The sequence below is a fragment of the Pseudovibrio sp. Ad26 genome, from assembly GCF_001623285.1.
In the GTDB taxonomy this organism is placed as follows: domain Bacteria; phylum Pseudomonadota; class Alphaproteobacteria; order Rhizobiales; family Stappiaceae; genus Pseudovibrio; species Pseudovibrio ascidiaceicola.
The window spans coordinates 127762-147164 of sequence record NZ_LMCE01000095.1 but is presented as its reverse complement, the minus strand read 5'-3'; the positions used below and the strand labels follow the sequence as shown (position 1 = coordinate 147164).

Genomic DNA, 19403 nt, shown 5'->3' with positions numbered 1-19403 from the left:
TGAGCTTGGTTTGGAGGCAAAGATAGGGAAGTGTGTCCCCATCATGAATCCACTTGGCTGCAGGAACGGGCTGCCGCTCCCCAAAAGGCATTTATGGAAGTGGCCTGTATGCACATAAGTTGGATTTAAATCCGTGCTGCTCTGATCCACCAGTTTTCTCGTGCCTCTTGCAAGTGGGAGGCTATGGCTTGGGCGGATTGCAGGGTTTCAACAAGGGCGAAGCAGGTGGCGCCGGAGCCGGACATGCGGGCGAGGAGGGTTTCTGGCTGGGAGGCCAGAAGGTCCAACACCTCGGAAACTTCTGAAGCCTGAGAGATGGCCCTGCCAAGCAGGCGCTGAAAGAAGCCATGGACTTCTGTATTGCCTGTGTGCGTCAATCGAAGAGCAGTCGAAGAATGTAAAAACGCCGTAGCAGAAATGCCCGGTGCTTTTTTTGTTGAGCCAGTACTATGAATGAAGATCAACTTGTCTTGTGAAAAGGTGGTGATTGCGGCTCTATTTTTGAGTTTGTAGCTGACTGTAAGCGCGGGGTGTTGAGTGATCGATGACAGATCAAGATCTGAGCGGTAAGTCTAGCGCCCTCTCAGGGTAGTGGGGGGGGGACACTCTCAGAATGAGGCTTTGCTTCTAATTGAATGTGATTGAGATTCTTCTCTGATAACTCACCTACCCGCCGGAAGGGAATTTCTCACTCGTCGACAATAATGCGGCTGCGAGCACTTGGTGATGCACAAAAAACTGGATAAGTATTTTTATGCACTTGGCACAAGTGGGTTAAATTCTCCAAGGTATATAGTAATATCAACAAATGTTATTTTTGCATACATACATATATTAATTAGACAACTTGTCGGTAATTTTATGAAAAAGCCTATTATTGGAATAGACCTAGGAACAACCAACTCCTTGCTGGCCATTTTTGAAGATGGGGCTCCTCGCATACTTGCGAACAGTCTTGGAAAACTGTTGACTCCGTCTGTTGTGGCGGTTCGAAATTACGGGCTTCTTGTTGGTCAAGCAGCTTGGGATATTGCGGCGAGTGAGCCTCAAATGGCTGCCGCAGCATTCAAACGAAAAATGGGCGCGAATGCAAAAATCAGGCTTGGCCCATATGACCTAACCGCTCCTGAGCTTTCATCTCTTGTTTTGAAAAAATTGAAATTTGATGCAGAAACTGAACTTGGTACAGAGATTACAGATGTCGTAGTATCCGTTCCTGCCTATTTCAATCAGATTCAGCGTGAGGCAACGCAAACTGCCTGTCTTCTTGCAGGACTGACACCATTACAGCTGATTAATGAGCCGACTGCCGCAGCGCTTGCTTACGGCCTGAATGATCGTGAAGGCGAAAGCCAGTTTATGATATTCGATTTAGGCGGAGGCACTTTTGATGTAACCGTGCTAGAACATTATGATGGTGTAATGGAGGTTAAAGCATCTTCAGGTGATGCATATCTTGGTGGTGAAGACTTTACGCGCATCATTCAATCTCTGCTCGCCGATGATATCGGTAAAGAGCTTGATATACTATCAATTGAAGATCAAAATAGACTTTTATACTTTGCGGAGAAAGCAAAGCAACAGCTATCTTCTGATGAAGCCTTTGAATTTAAATTTTCGCTTGCTTCAAGTGAGGAAGAGTTTAAAGCCTGCCTTTCGCCAGAAGCTTTTGAGGCTGCTGCGGGGGCACTGATTAAACGTATGCGGCGACCAATTCATGCTTGTCTTTATGATAATGATGGCAACCGACGTGATATTGACCGAGTTATACTTGTTGGTGGGGCTACCCGGATGCCACTGGCCAAGCGTCTAGCTGCTCGTGAAGCGCACTTGTTTCCAGATGCTACGATTAATCCAGATCATGCCGTGGTCATGGGTGCTGCTATACAAGCTGCATTGATTGCGGAAGATAAGGCCCTTGATGATGTTGTGATGACAGATGTGTCTCCGTTTTCGGTTGGAGTTGGATCTTCTTGGGAAGGGGTGTCAGGAAAACGCATTTCTGATCTGTTTGTACCAATCATAGAGCGTAACACACCTTTGCCCGCCAGTCGGTCAGAAAGATTTCGCACGACGGCCGACAATCAGACACGTATGTGCATAGATGTTTATCAGGGGGAAGCGGCTCATGTTCATGATAATATTGCATTAGGCGAGTTCAATGTGTGCATTCCAAGAAATAAAGCCGGGAAAGAAGCCGTTGATGTTCGCGTTACTTATGACGTTTCCGGTTTGATTGAGATTGAGGCAAAATGCGATTCCACTGGTGTAAAGAACACCATGATTGTTGAGACAAATACAAGCAAGTTAGATGACGTAGAGATTAAGCAGAAGATCGCGTCACTGGCTCATTTAAAAGTTCACCCGAAAGACGATGAAGCCAATCTAGCCCTATTAAGCCGGCTTAACAGATTGTTCGAAATGACAATGAGTGATAATCGCGAAGAAATAATGCATATGATGGTCGACTTCCAAAGTGTGCTTGAAAAGCAAGATCCAAAACTCATTAAGGTTCAGCGCGATGAGTTAAGCAAACAACTTGACATGATTGATCGCTTCTATGTCAGTTGATTGGCCATGGTCTCAGCTTGGCCTTTTGGGCCCTTCAACACTACGCGAAATCAAACGGTCTTATGCGGTAAAGTTGAAGGCTATAGATCGTTCGGATCCCGAGGTATTTCAAGCATTACAGCGAGCCCGGGAGGCTGCATTAAAGCTTTCACTCGACAATGATGCCCCTCAACAGGCGCGCCCGAAGATTAAAGATCTGTTGCACCAGCAGACTGATGGCGTGGATAACAGTAATAAGACCGATGAGTTTCCGTCGACCATAAAGCCTGTTTCATCTACTGACCCTAAAATTAGCACAAAGGCGCAAGCGACCAGTTATGCCGATTATAAATCCATCAATATTGACTATGAGGTATCAGAGAACGATCAATCAAGACAGAAGGTGGAAAGTGTAAAACTTGAAATCGAGAACCAAACTGACTTTGAGGCGCAAGGCTTTGAAGTACAAGACTTCGGAAAGCCTTTTGCTCAAGTGAGCGAGAAAGACCAAAATACACTTGAGCCAGAGATCACCGAAAAGCTCAAGGAGCTGCTCGCGCGCGCGGAATATCCTTCCATACCCATACTTTTTAAGCAGTCGCGATATCAAGAAAGCTTTGAAACACAACGTGTATTCGAACGTTTGCTAGCACTCGAAGCGAAAAGGCTACTGACAGACGAAAATAAGATCCCCGAAACACTTGCAATTGTTATTGATGAAGAGTTTGCGTGGAGTATTGACGCGATTGCAGCGAGCAGGCGGCTTAACTCCATTCCCAACGTTGGGTTTGTCGTAGCTAGTTTAAAGGCACCAAGCAGTACCCAAGAGCAGCCAGTTGAAGAGCCGCTGACAAGCAAGGACGTATTCATGTTCATATGCATTGTCGCAGTTATTGCACATTCGATTTACTCAGGGTTTTGGTTGACAACTGACCCAGAGGAGTCACGAATTCTGCATACATTCATCACGCTAGTTGCTTCTTTTTTCTACATAGTCCTGCTAGCAGCGCCGTTCTACGTTGTTTGGTTTATTAGCTTTCCACTCAGAAAATATGGACTAAACCGGTTAGCAAAGTGGGTGTTTAGCAGATTTCCAGAGAATTTTCGCAACTGGGTTTTGGCACAGAAACTTGAGGCAAAAGAAGTTCCACTAATAATTGCGATGTGTATATGTCTGTTGCAAGCGGCGCTCAATAACTTCGGGATACCCCTCTCGAATCTGGTTGCCTCCTAGCAGATCAGCCGGATACCATATGCATTGCATATAAGTGTGGAGGAGCTCCATTGTCGAATTCCCTTAACACCGTCGCGTATTAATGAGTGCTAATTTGTTGAGTTCTAAAGGGGCTGGCGGAAGGTAACGTCTGATACGCTCTGATATCCAAACAGTCATCTTTGCTGATACTACCCATAACTGGATGTCGATGAGCCACAGCTTCTGTTGCCGCGGTTCCAACCTAAATCCGGGCCGCTCTGATCCACCAGTTTTCTCGTGCCTCTTGCAAGTGGGAGGCTATGGCTTGAGCGGCTTCTAGGGTTTCAACGAGAGCGAAGCAGGTGGCGCCGGAGCCGGACATGCGGGCGAGGAGGGTTTCTGGCTGGGAGGCCAGAAGGTCCAACACCTCGGAAATTTCTGAAGCCTGAGAGATGGCAGGTTTTTGCAGGTCGTTGCGGCAAGTTTTAAGCCAGTTGGCCAATGCCTTCATGCTTTCGAACTGTGCTGGCATTTCTGGCAGCGGGGCATTGTCCTTCTTCTCCAGAGCGTGGAAAATGGTTGGAGTTGAAACTTCGACCAGTGGGTTCACCAGCACTATGGCACCTGATGGAAAGCCAGAGAGTGGCTCGATGATTTCGCCAATGCCGCGGATGCGTGCTGGATTTTCTTCCAGGCACATAGGCACGTCAGCACCAAGGCTCAGGGACAGTTTGGAGAGGTCGGCAGGAGATGGGGATGCGCCCCAGATTTTTGCAAGTGCCCGAAGCGTGGCAGCCGCATCTGCGGAGCCGCCGCCAATGCCTGCCGCGACGGGCAAAGACTTATCCAGCTCAATCTGTGCACCTGATGTGGATGGCACATGTTCTGCCAGCATCTGCGCGGCTTTGATGACCAGATTGTCAGCAGATTCACCCAGTAATTTTGCTGCGAATTCACCAGTGATCTGGAGTGAAAGGTGAGGGGCTGGCTCAACCGAGATCTGGTCACCGACTTCCGGGAACACCACAAGACTGTCGAGCATGTGGTAGCCGTCTTCTCGCTGACCAGTGATGTGGAGCGCAAGGTTCACCTTGGCACGGGCTAATTCCTCAACCCGTGCTGCCTTTGTATCTTCCAAAGTCATCATACTATGATCGTGTTATGAACTACTTGTTGTCAGTGGAGCTCGCCAGACCAACCGGAACAGCTTCGTCCATGCCGTTTTCAATTTTGTCGAGAATGCGCTTCAGATCTTCTGGCTCTGGCTCAAGGTCGCGGGCATGGTTCCACTTGAACCGTGCTTCCAGTTTGCGGCCAACTTGCCAGTAGGCGTCGCCCAGATGATCGTTAATGATTGGGTCATGTGGACGCAGAGCGACGGCTCGTTCCAGCTTTTCGGCAGCTTCCTCATAACGGCCAAGACGATAGTAAACCCAGCCGAGACTGTCGACGATGTACCCATCGGTTGGACGCAGGCGAACAGCGCGTTCAATCATCTTTTGAGCTTCATCGAGCTTCAGACCACGATCCACCAGGGAGTATCCGAGGTAGTTGAGGATCATCGGCTGTTCAGGCTTGAGGGTCAAAGCTTCACGGAAATCTTTTTCAGCTGCGTCCCACTTGTCCTGACGCTCGCGGGTGATGCCGCGGAAATATAGGATCGTCCAGTGGTTTGCCTGAATTTCGCTGAGGGTATCCAAACCCTGATTGTAAGAGGTTTCTGCCTCTTCAAAGAGGGAATGACCGCGCAACACGTTACCCAAAGACGTAATGGCTTCCAGATCGCTTGGGTCTGCTTTCACCAGCTTTTCCAGATGTGCGCGGGCTTCTTCCAGATTGTCCAGAATGTTGTAATGGAGCGCGATCTGGATTTCAGCTTCGCGTTTCATTGGAGATCCGTCAGATACCGCTGACAGATATTCAATGGCGCGTTCATTGTCGCCAAGCTGCTCAAATAAGGAGGCCAGACCAATCAGGGCTGAATCGTTCTTCGGATTGAGGTAGGTGGCGAGCTGCAGGTAATTTGCGGAGAGCTCTTCGCCTTCTTTGCTGACAGCTATGCCAAGACCATGCAAGGCTTCTGCCAGACCTTCAGCTGGTGACTTGGCGACAGATTCAATAACCTCACCGCTCTCAATCTTGTCTCTCAAAGTGACGAGGAGCGGGTGTTCTGGAATGAGTTGCTCGTATTCGGCAACGATATCCAGCGCTTCTTGTTGTCTGCCAGAGGCGGCGAGCATGCGGGTGTAGGAAATGGCATTGCGCAGAGCGCCGCGGTCAATCTCGTAGGCTGCCTTGTAAAATTCTGCAGCTTGATGGGGATTGTTGTTGTACTCGGCGAGCAGGCCTGCGTTGAAGTTGATGAAGAGGTCAAACCACTTGGCACCTGTGGTGCTTGTCAGATCTGCGATGGCTTCATCTGTTTTGCCCTGACCTGCTTTGACCCAGGCTGAAACAAGAGCAAAGCTCAGGCGGGACAGCGGGTTCACATTTTGTGTGACAGCGTCTGGCAGTTCGGTGGTGAAGTCACCTTCGTGGATGCGCTGCGCGGCAACGGCCAGCTGCGCAAGGAAGTGCTCACTGTCTTCTTCCAGAATGCGATTTGCCAGAGGGAGCGCTTTTTCAACATTGCCATTTGCCAGAGATGTGACAAATGCGCGGTCGAGAATGTAAAAATTAGCCGGATCACCTTGCAGAGCTGAGGTGAAATAGTTGGACGCGGCGGCCAGATCCTGAGCGAGAAGGGCGCTTCTGCCTGACAGGTAACTTCCTGACAGAGAGCTTGCAGCCGGTAAGGACTGGGAGTTTGCCTTCGCGCTTTGTGCGGGGACAAGTGGTGAGCTCACCATAACAAGCGCCAGCGCTGAGGCCATTAAGGCCCTTTTTGAGAATCTGCTTTTATTAACAGAATGATAGGTCATACGGCCATTGTTCTGAGCAGAAGCAGAATTGGAGCGGAACAGCGCAAAATAGCTTGTCAGGGTCATATATGTCTCTCATTGAGAGCCGATTGCGACTCAATATTACATCAATCTGTTAGTAGCGAAGAATGGCGTTTTTATAGCAGCCGGATAACTCACCGCATGTTGTTAAGTGTATCCGAACATTCTTTCAATTGAACCTACATTTTTTCAAGTATCTGCGGATAAGTAAGTATATTGATATTTCTCAAGAATTCAGAAGTATTTACGCAATAACACTAAGGTCGAGGTCTGAGTCTCTTGCTATAATGACCCTGTTCATTGCAGATAGTGGGCAGTGGTGCAATTCCAAGTGAGATTGGTTGTCGTCTCACTCAATAAAGGGGGGTGTTATGACCAAGTGGGTCTACATCTTTGGAGAAAACAAAACCGAGGGCGATGCTTCTATGAAGGAGCTGCTGGGCGGTAAGGGTGCAAACCTTGCCGAGATGAGCAGACTAGGATTGCCTGTCCCTCCCGGCTTTACCATTACAACTCAAGTTTGCACGCACTATTATGATGAAGGCCAGCAGTATCCTTCCGAGCTTAAAGAGCAGGTTCATGCTGCCATTGCGGCTGTTGAAGAGCTGACAGAGCGTAAGTTCAACAGCACGTCCAAACCGCTGCTGTTGTCTGTGCGTTCCGGTGCCCGTGTTTCCATGCCGGGTATGATGGATACGGTTCTGAATCTGGGTCTCAACGACCGGACTGTTGAAGCGCTGGCCAAAGATGCAAACGATGACCGGTTTGCTTATGACAGCTATCGTCGTTTCATCCAGATGTACTCTGATGTAGTGTTGGACGTAGACCACGATCACTTCGAAGAAATTCTGGAGGATTTCAAGGACGAGCACGACCACTCCCTTGATACTGACCTGACCGGTGACGACTGGAAACAGATCGTTGCGGCTTATAAGGACAAGGTTGAAGAAGAGCTTGGTCGTCCTTTCCCTGAGGATCCTGAAGAGCAGCTCTGGGGTGCCGTTGGCGCCGTGTTCAAGAGCTGGATGATCCCACGGGCCAAGACTTACCGCGCCCTGCATGAAATCCCAGAGGACTGGGGCACTGCAGTGAACGTGCAGGCGATGGTGTTTGGTAACACAGGCGAAAACTCTGCGACTGGTGTTGCCTTTACCCGTAACCCGTCCACTGGTGAAAACGCGCTTTATGGCGAATTTCTCATCAACGCGCAGGGTGAAGATGTTGTTGCGGGTATTCGTACGCCGCAGGATATCACCGAGAAAGCCCGCATTGAGGCGCATTCCGAAAAACCATCTCTTGAAGCGACCATGCCTGAGGTGTTTGCGGAGTTCCAGGCTGTTTGTGACAGGTTGGAGACCCATTACCGCGATATGCAGGATCTGGAGTTTACCGTTGAGCACGGCAAGCTTTGGATGCTTCAGACCCGTAATGGTAAGCGGACGCTGAAAGCTGCGCTGAAGATTGCGGTTGATATGGCCGAGAGCGGTCTGATCACCAAAGAAGAAGCCGTCGCGAGCATTGCGCCGTCTTCTCTGGACCAGTTGCTGCATCCAACCATTGATCCTGCCAGTGAACGGGATGAGCTGACTGTTGGTTTGCCAGCTTCTCCGGGTGCTGCTTGCGGTGCGATCGTGTTCAACTCTGACGATGCTGAAACAGAAAAGGCCAATGGCCGCCCTGTTATTCTGGTTCGTACAGAGACCAGCCCTGAAGACATTCATGGCATGCATGCCGCGGAAGGCATTTTGACAACACGTGGGGGTATGACCAGTCATGCGGCTGTTGTTGCGCGCGGTATGGGTAAACCTTGTGTCGCTGGTGCTGGAACCATTCGTGTTGATGCCCGTAATGAGATCATGACGGTTGATGGTCGCAGCTTTGGCAAGGGTGATACAATCACCATTGATGGCGGCAATGGTCAGGTGCTTGCTGGCAAAGTTCAGATGCAGGAGCCTGAGCTTTCTGGTGACTTCAAAAAGCTGATGGAATGGGCTGATAATATTCGCCGCATGAACATTCGCACCAATGCAGAAACGCCTGCTGATGTGAAGGTGGCGCTTTCTTTTGGTGCTGAAGGCATTGGTCTGTGCCGTACCGAGCATATGTTCTTTGAAGGTGAGCGTATTCTTGCAGTGCGTGAGATGATCCTGTCTGACACGGTGAAGGAGCGTAAAGCTGCGCTTGCGAAGTTGCTTCCGATCCAGCGTCAGGACTTCATCGATATCTTTGAGCTGATGGTTGATCGCCCGGTCACCATTCGTTTGCTTGATCCGCCATTGCATGAGTTCCTTCCGAAAACGGAAGAGGACATTGCTGAAGTCGCCAAGCAGATGGACATTGATCCGGAAGAGCTGCGTGAGCGGGCGGAAGAGCTGGAAGAGTTCAATCCGATGCTTGGCAATCGTGGCTGCCGCTTGCTGATTTCCTATCCGGAAATTGCAGAGATGCAGGCGCGGGCTATCTTTGAAGCTGCTCTTGACGTTTCCAAGCGCCATGGCCGTAAGGTGACACCTGAGATTATGGTGCCGCTGGTTGGTTTGAAGAGCGAGTTGGATATTGTTCGCGAAAGCATTGACGGTACAGCTGCAGTTGTGGCCAAGGAACTGGGCGAAAAGCCTGCGTACTCTGTTGGCACCATGATTGAGTTGCCACGGGCCGCGCTGCTTTCTGAAGAGATTGCTGCGTCTGCCGAGTTCTTCTCTTTTGGCACCAACGATCTGACGCAAACCACCTTTGGCATCTCTCGTGATGATGCCGCGTCCTTCCTGGGCAAGTATCAGGAGCGGAAGGTGATGGAGAAGGATCCGTTCGTTTCTCTGGATGTGGACGGTGTTGGCCAATTGGTGAAACTTGCAGCCACGAATGGCCGTAAGACGAAAGCTGATATCAAACTTGGTATTTGCGGGGAGCATGGGGGTGATCCAGCCTCCATCGCCTTCTGCGAAACTGTTGGTTTGAATTACGTGTCCTGTTCTCCATTCCGTGTTCCTGTTGCACGTCTTGCTGCTGCTCAGGCAGTGCTGGCACAGCGGAACAAGGGGTGAGTGGCTTTGTGAAAAAGGAGAGGAGCTGGCCTCGGTCGGCTCCTGCCAATCTGGAAGACCTGAGAGCTGGCGGTAAGCCAGCTCTTGCACGTTTGCTCAGCGCTATTGAGAGCTATGAGGGGCATCCTCAGTTGATCTCTTTACTGGATGAGGCGTTGCAAAACCCAATCGCGCATGTAATCGCGCTAACCGGACCTCCCGGTGTTGGGAAATCCACCCTGACAAATGCAATGATTTCGGACTATCGCCGCGTAGACAAAAGCGTTGGGGTGATTGCGGTTGACCCATCGTCTCAGGTGACAGGTGGCTCGCTGTTGGGCGACCGGACGCGTTTGTCTACTGATCCAGAAGACCAGAAGATTTTCGTGCGCTCCATGGCGGCTCGTGACCGGCTTGGGGGACTTTCTGAGCACGCTATCGCGGCGGTGGTCCTGATGCGGGCTGTGATGGACCGGGTGATTGTGGAGAGTGTTGGTATTGGGCAATCTGAGGCCGATGTAGCCCTTGTGGCTGATACCTGCGTGCTTTGCATACAGCCAGGGTCTGGCGACAGCCTTCAGTTTATGAAGGCAGGCATCATGGAACTGCCGGACATTATCTGCGTGACCAAGGCTGATATGGGGGACGTTGCCAGCCGTGCCCGTGCGGATGTGGAAGGTGCCATGAGCTTGAGTGCGAAGCGAGGGGACTGGAAGGTGCCTGTGCTGATGCTGAGTGCAATGGACAACAGAGGTCTTAGTGAGCTTATTGATGCCTGCGACAGGCATCACTCCATGTTGCACGAGAGTGGTGGTCTTGCGGTTCAGCGCTGTGATCAGGTGAAGGCCTGGCTCGTGGATCAGCTTAAGATGCAGTTTGGGCAACAGGGCGTTGCGGTGCTGAAAAATTCCGGTGTGCGCTGGGAGGAAGCGGCCAAGCGACCATTTGCTTTCAAGCAGGAAACCAGCGAGACATTTGCTGCGATCTGGAAGAGTTTTTCTGAAAACTAAGTCGAGATGACAACCGGTTGGGAAGGACGCAGATTACTCTGCTGCGCCCACTCTGATTTTGCGTGGTTTCTGTTCCACGTCTTCGTCCATGTCATCACGCCACAGACGGAACTTGCCAAGCGGGATTGGGCGGGAAAACAGATAGCCTTGCATCATTGGGCAATCCATAGTGAGCAGAAGCTCTTTCTGTTCTTCCTCTTCCACGCCTTCAACACACACCTCCATGCCGAGACGAAGTCCCAGGGTGATTGAGCTTGCCAGAATTTCTCTGGCTTTGGCATCCGTCACTGCGCCATTGATGAAGGAACGATCGATCTTGATTTTGTCGAACAGATCGCGGCGCAGATAGCTGAGAGATGAGAAGCCTGTTCCGAAATCATCCAGCGCAATTTTAACGCCGAGATTACGAAGGCGTTCGATGACTTCAACCACAGTCTCTGAGTAGTTGATGAGAACGTCTTCGGTGACTTCCAGCTCCAGACGGTTAGGTTCCAGCTGGTACTTTTCAAGCAAGGTGTTGACCAGCTCTGGGAATTCCGGGTGCCGCAACTGGGTTGGAGAGACGTTCACGCACATGGTGACGTCATTCAGGGTTGAGCCATCCTTGATCGCGTTCTCCAGAACCCATTCACCAATGCGATTGATGAGCATGGATTCTTCAGCAACTGGCAAAAACGCTGCTGGTGGCAAAAGGCCTTTTTTGGGATGGTTCCAGCGAATGAGAGCCTCGGCTGCCAGAATGTTCTTGCCGGTGCTGTCCATGATCGGCTGGTAGTAGTTCTGGAATTCGTTGGCATTGAGCGCGCGTTTGATGTCCTCTTCGATTTCACGCGAGATCTGAAGGGTGTCCTCCATCTCCTTTTCAAAGAGCACATAACGGCCACGGCCAAGTTTCTTCGCCTGATAGAGCGCAATGTCTGCTCTGCGCAAAAGTTCAGTCAGGTCATGACCATGCGCCGGGGAGAGTGAAACGCCCATGCTGGCTGTGGTCAGGATTTTGTGTTTCTCCACCTTGAATGCATCTGAGAGCATCTTCTCGATGTACATGCAGGTTTCGATGATCTCATCCATGCTGGTGCGGTGCGCCAGTACGATGAGGAATTCATCTCCACTGACGCGCGCGACCCGGTCTTCCATGTTGATCGACACTTTGAGACGCTCGGCGACGAGCTTGATGACTTCATCCCCGATGGAATGGCCCAAACTGTCGTTGATCTGTTTGAAATGGTCCAGATCCAGAAATACAACGCCAGTAATTCGCTGTTTTTGTCGGTCGCGTCGCAGCACGTCAGCTGCAAAAATCTCGAACCATGTTCTGTTGGGCAGGCCACACAAGGCGTCATGGAGTGCTGCATGTGTCGCATCTGCTTCATTTTGCAAGATACGGTCTGTCATCTTGATGTAGCGGAGCAGAATGAGAATTGTCATCAGCAAGATAGCGATGATGGTTCCCAGAAAATACGGTGATGAGTTGGTGTAGATCGCGCCCGAGGCTGCGGTGGTTTTCCAACTCAGGTTGGCGATGATCTCGCCATTACGGCGGAGCAATGGCAGGGATACACGCTGGAAGTCGGCTTTTGGCTTGTTCGTGGTGATGAACATTTCCGACAAGCCAGTTGATTCCTCAAAGGATCTGATGGACCGGATGTCCAGTGACCGTACCCAAAGTAGATAACCGGCAACTTTTGGCATACCTTTTGGCGGTGCTGTTGACGGAGTTATTGCTGCAACTGTCGCGAGGCCGATTGCACCATCAACCAGAACAACATCGCGCAAACTTAACGCCAGAGGGGCGTGGCTGCGCAGTGGTTCAGGTACACGGAACTGCGTTTGCTTCGTGTTGGCCCGGGTTTCCAGCTCAGACAGTGTGGCATCCAGCTGACCGCGAAGCTGATCTTCAAAGACCTCGCTGTGCCATGGCAGATCGCGGCGGTAGGTGTAGAGGGGCTTCATATCCTTGTTGAGGATGACGAAGATATCCCGGTCACCCCGTGTGCTTGGGGTCGGTGTCAGATCCTCATCCAGCAAGATGTTGGTTTCTTCTGACAGGACCGAAGCATACGCCTTGTTAGAGATGGCGATGCGCTCTGCTTCATTTGCGAGCCCATTGCGGAAAACTTTGAGGTTGCTCTGTACGAGGCGAACTTCTTTATCGACCTCGAAATCGAGCGCGCGCTGGGTTGACCAGTAGAACGCCAGATACCCAACAGCCAAAGCTGCAGCTACAACACACAGGATCAACAGAGCCATCATGCGGGCTCCGATTTTTTTTCCTCGTGTAATCGTATTGCCGAAAGTACTACCCAAGACTGCTGAAGTCATGGGAGTTTTCGAACTCGGTTGTCCCGCCATCGGCAATTTACTCATGCTGCCTTTAAAACTCTTGATTGTATGCGAAAACGCACTTGCCCATGCTTATGTTCTGAGATTTTGCTTGAGTGAGCCTGTACAACCGACGCGTTTTATCGATCACTTGGGAAATTTATGTGAATGGAGTTCTGCTGCTGGGGATAGCTTAGATGAGTTGAAGGCCTCTGAAACTGACGTGACCTGAGCCGGCTATGATGATGTGATCGTGCAGAACTATGCCTAAAGGCTCTAATGTGTTTGAAATTTTCGTCGTCATTTCAATGTCTTGACGGGATGGCGTCGGGTCGCCTGATGGATGGTTGTGGACCAGAATGATCGCGCAGGCTGACAATTCCAATGCTCGTTTTGTAACTTCGCGCGGATAAACGGGCGTGTGGTCAACTGTTCCGGTCTGCTGGACTTCATCTGCGATGAGGCGGTTCTTTTTGTCCAGAAACAGGATGCGGAATTCTTCTTTGTCGTTGTGCGCCATTGCTGCGCGAACGTATTCTAGAACTTTGCTCCAGGAGGAGAGAGGATCGCGCTCTACAACCTGTGCTTTAGCGTAGAGAATAGATGCGGCCTGCATTTCTTTGAGGAAGCTAGCTGTGCGTGGTCCGCAGCCGGGTACCTCTTCCAGCCGTTGTTTCGGGGCGGCCAGAACTTGTGCAAAGGAGCCAAACTGGGCCAGCAGTGCTTTTGCCAGCGGTTTGGTGTCACCTTGTTTGATAGATGAGAAGAGGAGCATCTCCAGCAACTCATAGGACTGGAGGCCATCCAAGCCTGTTTCCTCAAACCGTTCGCGTAAACGTGCACGATGACCGTGGTAGTGCTTGGCTGCTGGCTTGGGGGATTTGCTTTGCTTGGCAGGTGACGGAACCGGGAGAGTTTCCGGTTCGCCCAGAGGGATATGGCTCTGGAGCGCAGGCACGGCGGGTGCCTGCTCCTGAGGAGAGGGAGTTACCTCATGAAACCCGAAACTGGTTTGTTTCATTCCCCCTCCTTACTTGGTGCGGTTAGGCAGCGGCTCCGGCTTCCGGTTCCATTGGATTGAACAGGCCTGCTGGTGATTTTGTGAAGATATCGCAGCCTGTTGAGGTGATGCCGATAGAATGCTCAAACTGAGCAGACAGTGTTTTGTCTTTGGTTTCAGCCGTCCAGCCGTCTTTCAGCACTTTCACATCTGGCCGTCCCAGATTTACCATTGGCTCAATTGTGAAAATCATGCCTGGTTTCAGCTCGATACCGGCACCTTTTTGGCCGTAGTGCAGAATATTTGGCATGTCGTGGAACAGTTTGCCTACGCCGTGACCGCAGAAATCGCGAACAACAGAACAGCGCTCTGATTCTACGTATTCCTGAATGGCGTGACCAATGTCGCCTGTGGTGTTGCCCGGTTTGGCAGCTTCCAGAGCACGCATCAGAGATTCGTGAGTGACTTCGATCAGGCGCTTGGCTGCGGGCTTGAGTTTACCAACGGGATACATGCGGGAACTGTCGCCGTGCCAGCCATCAACGATATAGGTGACGTCGATGTTGACGATGTCACCTTCTTTCAGCTTCTTCTTCGAGTCAGGGATACCGTGACAGATGACGCGGTTGATGGAGGTACAGCAGGATTTGCTGAAGCCACGATAGTTCAGTGTTGCCGGAACGCCGCCGCGCTCCTTGCCAAACTTGAAAACGAAGTCATCAATTTCCTGCGTTGTGACGCCCGGTTGCACCAGCGGCACAAGTGCGTCGAGGCACTGTGCAGTCATCTGGCTTGCTTTGCGCATACCTTCAAAATCTTCCTGGCTGTAGATCTTGATCTGGCCGGTGTTTTTCAGGGGCGCGTTGGCAGCGTCTACGTAGTCAATCATTTTCCCGTTTTTTCCTTGTTCCGTTTCGCGCAGGAACGAACGCAGATTACATCATGAGGAACTGTAAAATGCCGTTATGCTTGCTCGCAAGCCCTGCTTCTCCGTAGAAGCTTCTCCTATTTTTTTAGGGGCATTCTAGGGAGCAATCTGGTGTTTCCCCACTTATATCGGGTATTTTTGAAAGGTGTAGCGAAAAAAGAAGGTCAGATCCTTAACTGCGCACGCATTTTATGAAGCCCGTTGTATTCCGTGGTTCCTGTTGGGATTCTATCGATTTTTTGAGGGGCTTAATCCGGGATAAGCCATAGGAACTTCTTGGATAACGGAAAAGAGGCACTTGCACGAAAGTGGTTTGCTCGTGTACTCAAGTGCCTGCAAGCGGTCGTGGTGGAATTGGTATACACAGCAGACTTAAAATCTGCCGCCCCTGGGCTTGCGGGTTCGAGTCCCGCCGTCCGCACCAAATTACTCTCCCAAAAAACTTAGATAGTAAATTGGTATTCGCCTTCTTGAGCGGAGACTGCTGGTGGTATGCGGTTTTCTTCGAAGAGGTCGTAACCCTGTTTGAGGTTGCGCCAGAAGTTCAGCCAGTTTGAGTTGGCGTGCTTGCTGAGGTTTTCCTCTGTCATCTCAAAGGGGAAGATATGGACTGGGACTGCGCCTTGTCCGTTCTGAAGGGCAGCTTCCACAAGCAGATAGATTTCCTCGATATGTTGATTGGTCATGGCGTAGCAGCCGATGGAGAGGCAGTTACCGTGGACCATCAAGTAAGAGCCTGTGCGGTCCAGTGACTGATCAAAGGCGTTCGGGAAACCGAGATTGAAGGAGAGGTGGTATCTGCTGTTCGGGTTCAATTGTCTGGCTGACACATTGTAAAAGCCCTCAGGAGACTGACCGTCGCCTTCTTTCAGCTTTGGCCCCAGATCACCAGAGTATTTGCAAATCTCCCATGACTTGTAGGGCTGATAGGTTTTGCCAGACCGGATCCATGCTTCCAGCCGGCTTTCTTCTTTAAAGACTCGCAGGAAAACGGGGTTTCCCAAGGTCATTCCTTTGAAGGTCAGGTCCGCGCGCAGGGCTGGCAGGCGTTCATCTTTAACTTTTGTAAGGTTTGCGGAGCCGGGCAGATCATAAGGCAAGAGTAAGTAAGTGGCGAAGACTGCCAGCATGACGAAAAAGGCTGTGCCGACTGCCCAAAGGAGTGGACGTGAAATGATTTTTGCCATGGAAGGTCCGATTGCAAATCACTGGAAACTGAGAGTGGCAGATAAGAGAGGCAATGTGGCCAAGTCATGGTTCGCACTGGAAACCCTGTGAAAAGGTCGCTCTGATATTCCTGTGGCGTAAGTACGCAGCGTATTTGTTTTGCTTTTCTTTGAGAAAACAGATGCTAGTGTCCGGGCCCATTCTGATCTGATTGCTCTATTGTGCTATAGAGCGTTTCTATCAAGCGTTGTGTGAAGGGTGATCTTCCTTGGATATTCGGCAGTTACAATACCTCGTTACTCTGGCTCAAGAGCGGCATTTTACGCGTGCCGCTGCGGCTTGTAATGTGACGCAGCCAACGTTGTCAGGCCGAATTCGCCAGTTGGAGATTGAGCTGGGCGTTCCCATTATTGAGCGCGGCAAGAAGTTTCATGGATTGACGGCGGAAGGAGAACGCATTCTCGTCTGGGCGAAGAAGGTGCTTGCGGACTGCAACAGTTTGCGAAACGAGGTGGCAGGTAAAAGTGCTGAGGTGTTCGGTAAGGTCAACATTGGCGTTATTCCTTCAGCTGATGTTGCGACAGCCTCCCTTATTCTGGATTTGAAGAAGAGCCACCCGCATGCACATGCGACGATCCAATTGATGAGCCATGATGAAATCCATAAGGCTCTTGAGGATTATCAGATCGATGCGGGCATTACATACACTCAATTCAGCGATGCAAAGAAACACAGCAGTTTCACGCTGTATGAGGAAGACTATCGTCTATTCATGCCAGCAGGGCATCGCCTGCAAGGGGTCGACGCAGTGGAATGGGAGACGGCTGTGAATGCCGGGGCGATGGTGGCGCTTTCGCCGAACCTGCAAAATCGGTTGATGGTAGACAGCACGCTACGGTTTTTAGGTGTTGAGTTGGACCCTGAGATAGAGGCTGAAACGATCCCATCGCTTGGCGGGTTTATCCGTGCGGGGTACTGCGCGATCTTGCCGGAGTTTTCTGCCTTGTCGCTTGGGGCGGGGATTGTTTCCGTACCGCTGATCAAACCAGTTGTTTCGCACAGTATTGGTATGGTGATGACAAAGCGTGAGCTGGAGCCAGCGATTATCACATCCCTGGCAGATTGCGCCGCACAGTATAAGAAGCCGCTGATACCAGAGCAGACTGATTAGCAAAGTGGCATTGCTTTCGAGTTGCTCATAAAAAAAGCCCGCGATGATCGCGGGCTTAGTTGTTTGGGTTTGCTTTTTATTCAGCAGGCATTGGTGCAGATGTTTGTTTGCCAGATGCTGCCGGTTTTGTTGTTTTAGCTTCTCCTTCGCCCAGTGCGTCCTCAGCCATATGATACTTCGGATGGACTGGCTTCATGAGAAGGTTGGAGACGAGTGCTGCGACGAGCAAACCAGCCATCACATACATTGTGGTGTTGTAGAGGCTCGGAGTTGGATCAACTGTGCCTTCCGGAGCTACTTCCATCAGTCTTGAGACAGAGATGGATTTTGCTGCGATGAGCTCAGCCAGTTTCTCTTTGCCTTCACCGAAGGTCTGGAGGAATACGGCGGGATCAACCTTTTCTGCAAGCTCATGGATTTTGGTGTTTACAGACCGTTCGCGCAGGAATGTGATGAGGAACGGACCAGCTACACCTGCTGCAGACCATGCGGTGAGCAGGCGACCATGGATACCGCCGACGAATTTGGTGCCGAAGATATCTGCCAGATAGGCGGGGATTGTAGCGAAGCCACCACCATACATGGTGAAGATGGTCATGGTGGCTGCGTAGAACATCACCAGCCACATCACGGAGGGGCTAGCACCTGCTTCAGCTGCGATGAGCGGAATGGAGAGGTATAGGAAAGAGCCCAGCACGAAGAAGACGGTGTAGGTGTTCTTGCGGCCAATATAGTCAGAAAGAGTAGACCAGCCGAGGCGACCCATAGCGTTGAAGACGGAGATCATCAAAACGTAGGTTGCGGTGAAGGCTCCGTCAACGATGGTTGGCATGCCATTGCCAAAGATCTCATAGATCATGGTTTTGGAAACGGAGATCACGCCAATCCCAGCTGTCACGTTGAAGCAGAGCACGATCCAGAGTTGATAGAACTGTGGTGTCCGCAATGCTGTATCAATATGCACATGGTTGCGAGTGATAAGGCCTTGTTTTGCAGGGTCTTCCTGTGGTGGCTCCCAACCTTCCGGTTTCCAGCCCGGCGCAGGAATGCGGTAGGCGAAGGAAGCCAGGATCATTACGAAGAAGTAGACAATACCCAATGTGAGGAAGGTTGATGCTGCGCCAGTGTTGCCTGTGCCTGCTAGGTAAACGCCTGCTTGGGCACCGTCAAAGGCTGCTTCTGCTTGAGATGCACTGACGACAATGGCTTCCAGCTTCTGGCCTGCGACCTGCACGTAGCGCACACCGTTTTCTACGGTTGTTTGTACGTCAGCGAGAGGGCCGAGATAGTCAGGTGCTTTGGCATAGAGGCCCAGAAGCCAGCTTTTCAGCGGAACTGCGATGATTGCGCCGCCGCCAAAGCCCATGATAGCCATGCCGGTTGCCAGACCGCGACGATCAGGATACCAGCGGATCAGGGTGGAGACGGGTGAAACATACCCAAGGCCCAAGCCACAGCCGCCGATGACGCCATACCCCAGATACAGCAGCCAGAGCTGGTGGGTCATGATGCCAATTGAGCCGATGATGTAACCACCTCCCCAGCAGAAGGCAGCTGTTGTGCCAACGCAGCGTGGGCCAACTTTCTCAAGCCATTTGCCTGCAACAGCGGCAGACAGGCCAAGAAATAGAATTGCGACTGAGAAGATCCAGACCACAGAGCTGAGAGACCAATCTTCAGCTGCTGGTGCTATGCCACCGATTTCTCTGACAAGTGCCGGGTTGTAGATACTCCATGCATAGGCAGAACCGATGCACAGATGAATTGCAATGGAAGCCGGTGGAACGAGCCAACGATTGAAGCCCGGCTTGGCTACGATCGCGTCTTTCAGCATAAAGCTTGGTATTTTAAACATCAGCAAACCCCTAGAGCAATCAAAGCAGTTTGCATTGCCTCGCCCGGCAAACCGCCTTGATCTTTTGTTGCGACTACATCCTGTTTTCCGAAAATCGAGCCCCATTTCGGGAATGCGCCTAGGAGGCAGGCGAGAGGGAGGAAGCCTGCATCCATACGTTGAGTCTGCATCTAACACATGGTTAGTTGAAATCGCCAGAGTCTATCACGTTATAGATGTAATCTATTACAGTGTGGGTTT

Annotated in this window: 13 protein-coding genes and 1 tRNA gene; 6 read left to right on the top strand and 8 right to left on the bottom strand. The window is 51.1% G+C overall.

Annotated features, from left to right (window positions below):
* Window positions 1-125 precede the first annotated feature (125 nt).
* A complete protein-coding gene (locus PsAD26_RS22015; protein ID WP_063312137.1) occupies window positions 126-464 on the bottom strand; it encodes a hypothetical protein in 339 nt (112 codons plus the stop codon).
* 262 nt (window positions 465-726) lie between these two features.
* Between PsAD26_RS22015 and PsAD26_RS22010 the strand changes: the two genes are divergently transcribed.
* Together PsAD26_RS22010 and PsAD26_RS22005 are read left to right on the top strand one after the other, a co-directional pair.
* Window positions 727-2571 carry an Hsp70 family protein gene (locus PsAD26_RS22010; protein ID WP_084403775.1) on the top strand — a complete coding sequence of 615 codons (1845 nt, stop codon included), beginning with the start codon at window positions 727-729 and terminating at the stop codon, window positions 2569-2571.
* A complete protein-coding gene (locus PsAD26_RS22005; RefSeq protein ID WP_063312135.1) occupies window positions 2561-3784 on the top strand; it encodes a YIP1 family protein in 1224 nt (407 codons plus the stop codon). The genes PsAD26_RS22010 and PsAD26_RS22005 overlap by 11 nt, the downstream gene beginning before the upstream one ends.
* A 223-nt stretch (window positions 3785-4007) precedes the next feature.
* On the opposite strand, the gene PsAD26_RS22000 is transcribed toward PsAD26_RS22005, so the two are convergent.
* Both PsAD26_RS22000 and PsAD26_RS21995 read right to left on the bottom strand, forming a co-directional pair.
* Window positions 4008-4892: a 4-(cytidine 5'-diphospho)-2-C-methyl-D-erythritol kinase gene (locus PsAD26_RS22000; RefSeq protein ID WP_208985806.1), complete on the bottom strand. Its 885-nt coding sequence runs from the start codon at window positions 4890-4892 to the stop codon at window positions 4008-4010.
* A gap of 19 nt (window positions 4893-4911) precedes the next feature.
* A complete protein-coding gene (locus PsAD26_RS21995; protein WP_063312134.1) occupies window positions 4912-6732 on the bottom strand; it encodes a tetratricopeptide repeat protein in 1821 nt (606 codons plus the stop codon).
* A 326-nt stretch (window positions 6733-7058) separates the two neighbouring features.
* On the opposite strand from PsAD26_RS21995, the gene ppdK reads away from it, so the two are divergent.
* Both ppdK and PsAD26_RS21985 read left to right on the top strand, forming a co-directional pair.
* A complete protein-coding gene (gene ppdK / locus PsAD26_RS21990; protein ID WP_063312133.1) occupies window positions 7059-9731 on the top strand; it encodes a pyruvate, phosphate dikinase in 2673 nt (890 codons plus the stop codon).
* 8 nt (window positions 9732-9739) lie between these two features.
* Window positions 9740-10720 (top strand): methylmalonyl Co-A mutase-associated GTPase MeaB, encoded by a 981-nt coding sequence (locus tag PsAD26_RS21985; protein ID WP_208985805.1) that lies wholly within the window; start codon window positions 9740-9742, stop codon window positions 10718-10720.
* 33 nt (window positions 10721-10753) lie between these two features.
* Here PsAD26_RS21985 and PsAD26_RS21980 read toward each other — a convergent pair whose 3' ends face one another.
* The 3 genes from PsAD26_RS21980 to map all read right to left on the bottom strand — a co-directional run bounded on the left by PsAD26_RS21980 (window position 10754) and on the right by map (window position 14931).
* On the bottom strand, window positions 10754-12973 hold the full coding sequence (locus PsAD26_RS21980; protein WP_208985804.1) for a bifunctional diguanylate cyclase/phosphodiesterase: 2220 nt from the start codon (window positions 12971-12973) through the stop codon (window positions 10754-10756).
* Window positions 12974-13235: 262 nt separating this feature from the next.
* The gene (gene radC / locus PsAD26_RS21975) at window positions 13236-14063 is read right to left on the bottom strand and encodes a DNA repair protein RadC (RefSeq protein ID WP_063312131.1); all 828 of its coding nucleotides are present in this window, start codon (window positions 14061-14063) and stop codon (window positions 13236-13238) included.
* A gap of 22 nt (window positions 14064-14085) precedes the next feature.
* Window positions 14086-14931 carry a type I methionyl aminopeptidase gene (gene map, locus PsAD26_RS21970; RefSeq protein WP_063312130.1) on the bottom strand — a complete coding sequence of 282 codons (846 nt, stop codon included), beginning with the start codon at window positions 14929-14931 and terminating at the stop codon, window positions 14086-14088.
* A gap of 378 nt (window positions 14932-15309) precedes the next feature.
* On the opposite strand from map, the gene PsAD26_RS21965 reads away from it, so the two are divergent.
* Window positions 15310-15394 (top strand) — tRNA-Leu (locus PsAD26_RS21965).
* Window positions 15395-15413: 19 nt separating this feature from the next.
* Here PsAD26_RS21965 and PsAD26_RS21960 read toward each other — a convergent pair.
* Window positions 15414-16157, bottom strand: a complete 744-nt coding sequence (locus PsAD26_RS21960) for a murein L,D-transpeptidase family protein (protein ID WP_084403774.1) — start codon at window positions 16155-16157, stop codon at window positions 15414-15416.
* A gap of 248 nt (window positions 16158-16405) precedes the next feature.
* Here PsAD26_RS21960 and PsAD26_RS21955 point away from each other — a divergent pair, with 248 nt between their 5' ends.
* Window positions 16406-17308, top strand: coding sequence for a LysR family transcriptional regulator (locus PsAD26_RS21955; RefSeq protein WP_063312129.1), 903 nt, complete (start codon window positions 16406-16408; stop codon window positions 17306-17308).
* Window positions 17309-17384: 76 nt separating this feature from the next.
* On the opposite strand, the gene PsAD26_RS21950 is transcribed toward PsAD26_RS21955, so the two are convergent.
* On the bottom strand, window positions 17385-19163 hold the full coding sequence (locus PsAD26_RS21950; RefSeq protein ID WP_063312128.1) for an OFA family MFS transporter: 1779 nt from the start codon (window positions 19161-19163) through the stop codon (window positions 17385-17387).
* Window positions 19164-19403 lie beyond the last annotated feature (240 nt).

Coding starts and splice junctions, on each gene's coding strand:
- PsAD26_RS22010 (WP_084403775.1), top strand. CDS start 727: ATGCACAAAAAACTGGATAAGTATTTTTATGCACTTGGCACAAGTGGG.
- PsAD26_RS22005 (WP_063312135.1), top strand. CDS start 2,561: ATGTCAGTTGATTGGCCATGGTCTCAGCTTGGCCTTTTGGGCCCTTCA.
- PsAD26_RS22000 (WP_208985806.1), bottom strand. CDS start 4,892: ATGATGACTTTGGAAGATACAAAGGCAGCACGGGTTGAGGAATTAGCC.
- PsAD26_RS21995 (WP_063312134.1), bottom strand. CDS start 6,732: ATGACCCTGACAAGCTATTTTGCGCTGTTCCGCTCCAATTCTGCTTCT.
- ppdK (WP_063312133.1), top strand. CDS start 7,059: ATGACCAAGTGGGTCTACATCTTTGGAGAAAACAAAACCGAGGGCGAT.
- PsAD26_RS21980 (WP_208985804.1), bottom strand. CDS start 12,973: ATGATGGCTCTGTTGATCCTGTGTGTTGTAGCTGCAGCTTTGGCTGTT.
- radC (WP_063312131.1), bottom strand. CDS start 14,063: ATGAAACAAACCAGTTTCGGGTTTCATGAGGTAACTCCCTCTCCTCAG.
- map (WP_063312130.1), bottom strand. CDS start 14,931: ATGATTGACTACGTAGACGCTGCCAACGCGCCCCTGAAAAACACCGGC.
- PsAD26_RS21960 (WP_084403774.1), bottom strand. CDS start 16,157: ATGGCAAAAATCATTTCACGTCCACTCCTTTGGGCAGTCGGCACAGCC.
- PsAD26_RS21950 (WP_063312128.1), bottom strand. CDS start 19,163: ATGTTTAAAATACCAAGCTTTATGCTGAAAGACGCGATCGTAGCCAAG.